The organism is Azohydromonas lata NBRC 102462, assembly GCF_001571085.1.
Taxonomy (GTDB): Bacteria; Pseudomonadota; Gammaproteobacteria; order Burkholderiales; family Burkholderiaceae_C; genus Azohydromonas; species Azohydromonas lata.
Window position 1 is genome coordinate 1 of the sequence record NZ_BCTC01000183.1, and the last position, 6,622, is coordinate 6,622.

Consider the following 6,622-nt stretch of genomic DNA (forward strand, 5'->3'; position numbering starts at 1 on the left):
CTGTCTATGAGCCCGGCGATGTCGGCGATGCGCGTGCCGTGGCGCTGTATGCCGTCCATCTGCGCCACCAGCCGCTGCATGGCCTGCCCGCCCTCGGTGGCGGCCTCGGTAGCGCTCTCGGCGTGCTTGCGCACCTCCAGCGAGTTGGTGGCGTTGTTCTGCACGGTTTGGGCGATCTGCTCCATGGCCGCGGCGGTCTGCTGCAGGCTGGAGGCAGCCTGCTCGGTGCGGCCGCTCAAGTCCTGGCTGCCGCTGGCGATCTGCCCGGTGGCCGAGGCCATGGCGTGCACCTGCACGGACACGTCGTCCACCAGCGCGCCCAGGTTGAGCCCGGCCTGGTTCACGGCGCGCATGAGCAGGCCGATCTCGTCCACCCGGTTCATGGCCGGGCCGGGCGAGGTCTCGCCGCTGGCCACCTCGTTGGCATGCGCGAGCACCGCGTCCACCGGCGTGGCGACCTGGCGCCAGAGAAGGCCGCCGCCCAACAGCAGCCCCGCGGCCCAGGAGCCCGCCACGGTGAGCTGCTGCGCCAGCGTGGACGCCATGGCCAGCGCCGGCAGCGCCACGGCCGCGCTGGCCACGCCTGCGCCCAGGGCCAGCCGCGTGCGCAGCGAGGCGAGCTGGAAGAAAGACAGCGCCCGCGTGAGCCCCGAGCGCACCAGCAGCCCGCGGTGCAGCGCACGGCCCTTGAGCCGGCCGGCGCGCATGTCGTCGTACAGGCGCTGCGCCGCCTGCGCCTGCGCAGGCGTGGCCGGCGTGCGCACCGACATGTAGCCCGCAAGCTGCCCGTTGCGCCGCATGGGCGTGGCGTTGGCGACCACCCAGTAGTGGTCGCCGTTCTTGCGGCGGTTCTTGACCATGCCCGTCCATGACAGGCCGGCCTTGAGCGTGGCCCACATGTCGGCAAAGGCCGCGGGTGGCATGTCGGGGTGGCGCACGAGGTTGTGCGGCTGCCCAACCAGTTCGTCCGCGTCAAAGCCGCTGGCCTCGACGAAAGCCGAGTTGGCGTAGGTGATGCGGCTGGTGGCGTCCGTGGTGGACATCAGCGTCATGCCTTGACGCAGAACAAATTCCTGTCCCGTGACGAACTCGCTGTTTTTCATGGTACCCGGCTGCCTTCCGCGCTGAAGTGAAATTCATTGCGCGGGTGGTCCGGAATTGGAGCGCGCCGATATTGGCCAATATCGGGCCCGCCAAGGCGCCGGGGCCTGCCGCCCTACATGCGCCTGCGCCATGCCGTCCACACCGCGTTTTCCCTAATAGAAGGCAGTGTTTCGCGGACGCGCACCCCATTTGTTACGCAACTGTTACGCCGGACCCGAAGGACGGCGAAAAGTGCGTGAACGGGTATTCGGCTCGATTCGAATCAGCAATCGGCCGCGGGAATTTCCCGAACGGGCATATTCAGTGAGACCGGAATATCGAGGAAGTGAATCGTGGGGAATTCGCTGAAAGGCCTGCAGCCGCCGCCCACGGGCAGGCGCGCGCGGCCTGGGGGTTGAGGAAGCCGGCGGCGGCCCTGTCATGCAGGGCGCCTGGAAATCGTGAATTCCTACCGAATTTCCAAAAACGGGAAGTCTTTCTCAGCGGTTCAGGCCTGGAATTCAAGCCTTTCCAGGCCGCGGAAATTCAAATAGGCCGGCGTGGCTGGACAAAGCGGTGTTTTCACAGTCCGGACAAGGAAATGCCTTGTGCGGGCTCAAGCGGACAGAGGCGCGATCCGATGGACAGCCATGTCACCCACCGCAATCACCTACCCCGTTCTTCCGGCCTCTTTGGGCGTCTTGAGCACGCCGCCTGACCTGGCCGCGGGTGCGGCGTGCCCGGGCGATTGCGCCTCCGCGGAAAAACTGGGCTTTGACTTCAGCTTCGCCTTCCAGCCCATCGTGGACCTGGACGCACGCGGCGTGTGGGGTCACGAGGCGCTGGTGCGCGGCCTGCATGGCGAAGGCGCCATGAGCGTGCTTGGGCAGGTCAACGAGGACAACCGCTACCGCTTCGACCAGCTCTGCCGCATCAAGGCCTTGCGCGAAGCCGTCGCGCTTGGGCTGCAGGCGCGTCTGTCGCTCAACTTCCTGCCCAACGCCGTCTACAAGCCGGACATCTGCATACGCACCACGCTGGAAGTGGCGCGGGCCACGGGCTTTCCCATAGGCCACATCGTCTTCGAGACCACCGAAGGCGAGCAGGTGCACGACAAGGCCTGGTATGCCGAGGTGATGCGCGAGTACAAGCGCATCGGCTTCCTGACCGCCATCGACGACTTCGGCGCCGGCTATGCCGGGCTGTCGCTGCTGGCGGACTTCGTGCCCGATATCGTGAAGCTGGACATGGCGCTGCTGCGCGGGGTGGAGGCCGACGCCAAGCGGCAGGCCATCGTCCGCCACACCACGGCGCTGTGCCGCGAGCTGGGCGTGAGCGTGGTGGCCGAGGGCGTGGAAACGGCGGGCGAGTACGGCTTCCTGGCCGACCTGGGCATCACGCTGATGCAGGGCTACTTTTTCGCCCGGCCGGCCTTCCGCGCCCTGGTGCCCGCGCAACAGATTGCGGCCTTGCAGCCGCCCGGCGCCGGCTGAAGTGCCCGCCTGCGCACGCCCGCCGCTTTGACAAAGCCGTAACAGCGAGTAGCCGGCTTTCCAAGAAAGTTTCGGCTCGCGCGGTTCGATTCCGGACGTTGCGCGGGCTGGCCGGGGCGGTGTCCCGGCCGTGTATCCACCCTTGACCACCGTTTGCAGCTCCGGTGCTTTTCATTTCCACGCCCTCCGACTCTCCAGCGGACGCCGCCACGCGGCGGCGGCCCAAGCGCATGCGCGCGTGGTTCAGCGCCTACGACGTGGACGAGCCGCTGGCCGCAAGCTTTCGCGCGCGGCAGATGCAGGCCATGTTGCGGCTCACGCCGGCGGCCATGGTGGTCAACATCGCCAATGCACTTGTCGTGGGCGTGGTGCTGTGGGGCCACGTGGCCGGCGGCTTCATGCTGGCCTGGGTGGCGGCGGTGGTGCTGCTGGCGGGGCTGGGCCTGCGCGGCTGGGCACGCGAGCAGGCACGGCCGCCGCGGCGCAGCGCATCGCGGCGCGCCATTCGCCACGCCATCGGGCATGCCGCGCTGCTGGGCGCCGTGTGGGCGGCGCTGCCGCTGAGCGTGTACGGCGCGCTGGACGTGCAGCAGCAGTTTTTCGTGGGCGTGGTACTCACGGGGATGATTTGCGCGGGCGGCTTCGCGCTGGCGAGCCTGCCGGCGGCGGCCACGGGCTGGGTGCTGGTGCTGGGCGCGGGCACGTCCGTGGCGGTGTGGCGCATGGACTCGGCCATTGCCCACGCCCTGGGGCTGCTGCTGTTCCTCTACAGCCTCATCGTGGTCTACAGCGCCTGGACCACGGCCAAGACCTTTGGCGCGCGGCTGGTGGCCGAGGCGCGCGCGGACCGGCAGCACGAGGTCATCGGCCTGCTGTTGCGCGACTTCGAGGACCACGCCAGCGACGTGCTGTGGGAGCTGGACGCCGCGGGCCGGCTGCAGCACGTCTCGCCGCGGCTGGCGGCCGAGCTGGGCGCGCCCGCGCCCTGGCTGCAAAACCTGCCCGCGCTGCGGCTGCTGCGCCGTGCATTGCCTACACAGGCCGGCATGGGCGCCGAGGCGCGCGCCGCCTGGCAGGCCCTGCTCGTCCGGCTGGAGAGCGGTACGCCGTTTCGCGAGCACGTGATCGCGCTGCAGCGCGGGGAGCAGCCGCTGTGGTGGTCGCTGAGCGCGCGGCCGCTGCGCGACGCGGCGGGCCACGTCGTCGGCTGGCGCGGCGTGGCCGCCGACGTCACCGAGCGGCAGCTCGCGCACCAACGGCTGAGCTGGATGGCGCACAACGACGCGCTCACGGGCCTGGCCAACCGGCGCCACTACCGCGAGCGGCTGCAGGCCGCGCTGGCCGTGGGCTGGGCGGGCACGCCGGGGCGCGCCGTGGCGGCGGTGCTGTTCGACATGGACGGCTTCAAGCAGGTCAACGACACGCTGGGCCACGCCGCGGGCGATGCGCTGCTGCGCGTCTTTGGCGAGCGGCTGCGCGCCGTGGTGCGCGAGGGCGACACGCTGGCGCGGCTGGGCGGTGACGAGTTCGCGCTGCTGCTGCCCGGCGTGGGCATGGAGCAGGTGCAGTCGCTGCTGGAGCGCGTATTTGCGGCGCTGGCGCCGCCGGCCGACCTGGGCGGCAAGACGGTGGCGCTGCGCGCCTGCGCAGGCGTGGCGCTGGCGCCGCGCGACGGCACGGACGTGGACACGCTGCTGGGCCACGCGGACATGGCGCTGTACGCGGCCAAGCGCACGGGCGGCCACCGCTGGTGCTTTTTCGAGTCGGGCATGCACGAGAGCCGGCGCCGCCACGCGCAGCTCGCGCAGGACTTGCGCAACGCGCTGGAGCGCTCGGAGCTGCGGCTGGCGTACCAGCCGCAGGTGTGCGCGGTGAGCGGGCGCATCAGCGGCGTGGAGGCGCTGTTGCGCTGGACGCACCCGGAGCACGGCGCGGTGTCGCCGGCGGAGTTCATCCCGATCGCCGAGGCCGTTGGGCTGATGCCGCGGCTGGGCCGCTGGGTGCTGGAGCAGGCCTGCGCGCAGGCGCGGCAGTGGCCGGCGGCGCTGAAGGTGTCGGTGAACGTGTCGGCGCGGCAGTTGGCGGATGCGCAGTTCCTGGACTGCGTGCAGGCGGCGGTGGACGGGCTGGAGGAGCGGCGCATCGAGCTGGAGGTGACGGAATCCGCCCTGGTGGACGACGCCGACGCGGCCGTGCAGACGCTCAACCGGCTGCGCGAGCTGGGCGTGCAGCTGGCGCTGGACGACTTCGGCACCGGCTATTCGGCGCTGGGCTACCTGCGGCGCTTCCGCTTCGACACCTTGAAGATCGACCGCAGCTTCGTGAACGACCTGGAGGCCGACGGCGAGGCGCGGGTGATCGTGGAGACCATCCTGGCCATGACGCGGGCGCTGGGCCTGGTGGCCATTGCCGAGGGCGTGGAAACGGCGGGCCAGGCGCGCATGCTGCGCGAGCGCGGCTGCGAGGGGCTGCAAGGCTTCCTGTTCAGCCGCCCGCTGGCGGCGCAGGACGTGCTGCCCTTCGTCCAGGCCTGGGAAGGCGGGCGGGCGGCGCGGGCGGTGATGGAGGCGGTTTAGCCCGAATCTTTCACCAGGGTCCTGACCAACGGCCTGGAGAGGGTTGACGGCGAGTCTGCAAGCCCTGTGGGCCGTGCAAACGCATGGCGCGAGGGGTTTTTGTAGGCTGCGGACGTACCACCCCCTTTCCCCCGTTGTTGGTCAGCGTGCCGGGGACAGCACTTCAAGCCGGTTCAGGGGCTGGTCAGCGCTCGCGCAGCGGCCAGGAAGACGTGCTGCAGCGGATGCTGTGAGGCCAGCAGCAGCCGCACGCGGCGCGTGTTGCGCACGATGGCCGCACCGATCTTGAGCAGCCGGGTGCGGATGGTGGCGGTACAGGCCGTGGCCAGCTCGGTGCCCTGCAGCGCCAGGCGGCGCAGGTTGATCATCAGCGTGTAGGCCAGCGCCGCCAGCAGCAGCCGCAGCTGGTTGGCGTGGTACTTGTGGCAGCTCGCGCGCCTGCCGAAGAGGTCGAGCTGCGCTTCCTTGATGCGGTTCTCGGCTTCGCCTCGGGCGCAGTAGCGCTGCTCGTACAGGGCCTGGGCATCGTCATCCAGACTGGTGACGACGAAGCGCGGGTTGGCGCCATGGGCATCGTGCTCCAGCCGCGTGACGATGCGTCGCTCGCACCCCCAGCTCTTGGCACCGTAGTGGAACTCGCCGATGAGGCGCTGCTTGGTGCCGCTGTCCGTGTAGGCCTCGGCCAAGTACAGCTCGGCCAGCGCTACGCGCTGTAGCAGGGCCGCGTTCTTTTGCAGACCGATGACGTAATCCACGTCCCAGCGCTCGAAGCGCCGCAGCGCCTGGGGGCGGCAAAAACCCGAGTCCGCACGCACGACCACGCGCACCTTGGGCCACTGCTGACGCAGCCGCTGCACCAGCAGCTTCACCAGCGCGCTGAGAACGCTGGCCGGGTCACGGCTGCTGGGCCTCAGAACGCACGCCAGCAGGTCCTGGCCGCAGAACACGTACAGCGGCAAGTAACAGTAGTTGTCGTAGTAACTATGGAAATGCGCCCGCTCCTGAGCGCCGTGCAGCGGCACGTGCGTGGCGTCGATGTCGAGTACCAGTTCCTTCGGTGTGCGCGTTTGCGCGGCGATGAACTGCTCGACGAGAACACCGTTGAGGGCGGCGGCATGCGTAGAGGTGGCCGTTGTCTCCAGCCGGCTCAGCGTCGGCCCCGAGGCCAGGTCCTCCACGCGCCCCACGGCCGTTTGCAGCGCGAGGTCCCGGCGAAGCAAGTTGTGATCGGTGACGTCTTCCCAGCCGCAGCACAGTCCATAGACGCGCTGGGCCAGCATGTCACGCACGCTGTGCGTGACGCTGGCACTGCGGCGCCGATCAGCGAACACACGCGCTGCTGCGCGCGTGAGCCCGATGCGCTCATCGACCTGTCGCAGCAGCACCACGCCGCCATCGCTGACGAGATCGCCACCATCAAACGCCGCCTCGATCACGCGGCGGCCCACCCGCCCAAGCTCCATGCGCTCC

At 69.8% G+C, this 6,622-nt stretch carries 4 protein-coding genes; 2 read left to right on the plus strand and 2 right to left on the minus strand.

What is annotated here, in order from left to right:
• Positions 1-1,103, minus strand: a 1,103-nt coding sequence (locus tag ALA01S_RS29865; RefSeq protein ID WP_066343187.1) for a methyl-accepting chemotaxis protein, incomplete at its 3' end; no start/stop codon positions are given.
• 630 nt (positions 1,104-1,733) lie between these two features.
• On the opposite strand from ALA01S_RS29865, the gene ALA01S_RS29870 reads away from it, so the two are divergent.
• Positions 1,734-2,576, plus strand: a complete 843-nt coding sequence (locus tag ALA01S_RS29870; protein WP_084268087.1) for an EAL domain-containing protein — start codon at positions 1,734-1,736, stop codon at positions 2,574-2,576.
• A 164-nt stretch (positions 2,577-2,740) separates the two neighbouring features.
• Entirely contained in the window at positions 2,741-5,152 is a 2,412-nt protein-coding gene (locus ALA01S_RS29875) for a putative bifunctional diguanylate cyclase/phosphodiesterase (RefSeq protein WP_066343192.1), read from the plus strand.
• A gap of 173 nt (positions 5,153-5,325) precedes the next feature.
• Here ALA01S_RS29875 and ALA01S_RS29880 read toward each other — a convergent pair whose 3' ends face one another.
• Complete coding sequence (locus ALA01S_RS29880) at positions 5,326-6,615, minus strand: IS1380 family transposase (protein ID WP_066343200.1); 1,290 nt, start codon at positions 6,613-6,615, stop codon at positions 5,326-5,328.
• Positions 6,616-6,622 lie beyond the last annotated feature (7 nt).